Raw genomic sequence first — 1440 nt, 5'->3', positions numbered from 1 at the left:
CGTAGATTAAAGAAAGAAAACAACAACTAGACGGGTCTACACTAACAATCAAGTCTCACTAAAGGTATCTCTATGAAGCGTTTCTTATTGCTACTGTGTGCCCTACTCTCCTTTTCCGCTCTGGCCGCACCAAAAGCCGACTTATGGCCTTATTGGCAGCAGTCCAACGGGGTCAACCAAACCTCAATCTCTCATCTGGAGTGGCAACAGTTACTCGACAGCTATCTAGTTACCCGAGGTGACAACACTCTATTTCGTTACAACCAAGTCTCGTTCGCCGATAAAACAAAGTTAAAGCAGTACATTCAACGTCTCGCTAGTTTAAATCCATTGCAATACCGCCAAGCCGAGCAATACGCATATTGGGTAAACCTGTACAACGCGTTGACGGTTGACCTAATTTTGGATAACTACCCGATAACGTCGATCACCAAGTTAGGCGGGCTGTTTAGCTTTGGCCCATGGGATCAAGATGTCATCACCATTAACGGAAAAAGTCTGACCTTGAATGATATTGAGCACCGAATTTTACGACCAATCTGGCAAGACCCAAGAACGCACTACGCTGTCAATTGTGCAAGCCTAGGCTGCCCGAATCTTCAAACTCAAGCTTTTACCGATGAGAATACTCAAACCTTGCTAGAGAGTGCCACAAAGACCTTTATCAACAGCCAAAAAGGCGTCTCTATTGAAGGTGATACGGCGAAAATATCTTCAATTTATGAGTGGTTTGCCGTTGATTTTGGTGGTGAGAAAGAGGTGTTTAACCACATCAGAAAGTACGCGCCACAATACAACCATTTTTCAGGTCGGGTGAAGTACGACTACGATTGGAGCTTGAACCAAGCCGACTGATTTATCCATCCTTGTTCAGCTTGAGATGCTTTTAGCCACCGATAACCCAAAAGCTAAAAAAGGGCACCAAGTGCCCTTTTTACTTTCTAGTTTGCTTGCTAGATTTTGGCTTACTTAAAGCCTTTTACCTTTTTAATTAAATCGTAAGCGTTTTGAATTTCTTGCGATTTTTCTTTTGCGACGTTCATCATTTCTGGCGGTAAACCTTTGGCCATCAACTTATCGGGGTGGTGCTCATTCATTAACTTACGGTAAGCACGTTTAACGGTTTTACCGTCCGCCTCTGGTGACACATCCAAAATTTTGTACGCATCGGCCAATTGATCCGCCTGTGAGGCTTGCTGCCAACCTGACGACTGGTATTGACCTTGTTGCTGACCATGGAAACCACCTTGATGTTGGAAACGGAACGCCGCTTCTTGCATCTGTAGGCGACGCTCTAGTTGCTCAGATGAGAAACCTAAACCACGAGCAATTTTGTGCAGCACATTACGTTCGCTTGGATGGATAGCTCCATCAGCAAAGGCCGCGGAAATTTGCAGTTCAAGGAAGAATTGCAGCAAATCAAAACGGCCAGCGGTCGAG

General features: G+C 44.9%; 2 protein-coding genes. One reads left to right on the top strand and one right to left on the bottom strand.

Annotated features, from left to right (window positions below; all coding sequences use genetic code 11):
* Window positions 1-72: 72 nt before the first annotated feature.
* Window positions 73-855, top strand: coding sequence for a DUF547 domain-containing protein (locus tag R7035_RS25295; RefSeq protein WP_318146331.1), 783 nt, complete (start codon window positions 73-75; stop codon window positions 853-855).
* A 110-nt stretch (window positions 856-965) separates the two neighbouring features.
* On the opposite strand, the gene djlA is transcribed toward R7035_RS25295, so the two are convergent.
* The coding region (gene djlA / locus R7035_RS25290; protein ID WP_238836216.1) for a co-chaperone DjlA at window positions 966-1440 on the bottom strand (475 nt) is incomplete at its 5' end.

The organism is Vibrio sp. 1731 (genome assembly GCF_033339955.1).
GTDB classification, from domain to species: domain Bacteria; phylum Pseudomonadota; class Gammaproteobacteria; order Enterobacterales; family Vibrionaceae; genus Vibrio; species Vibrio alginolyticus.
This window is presented reverse-complemented; position numbering and strand designations above follow the sequence as displayed.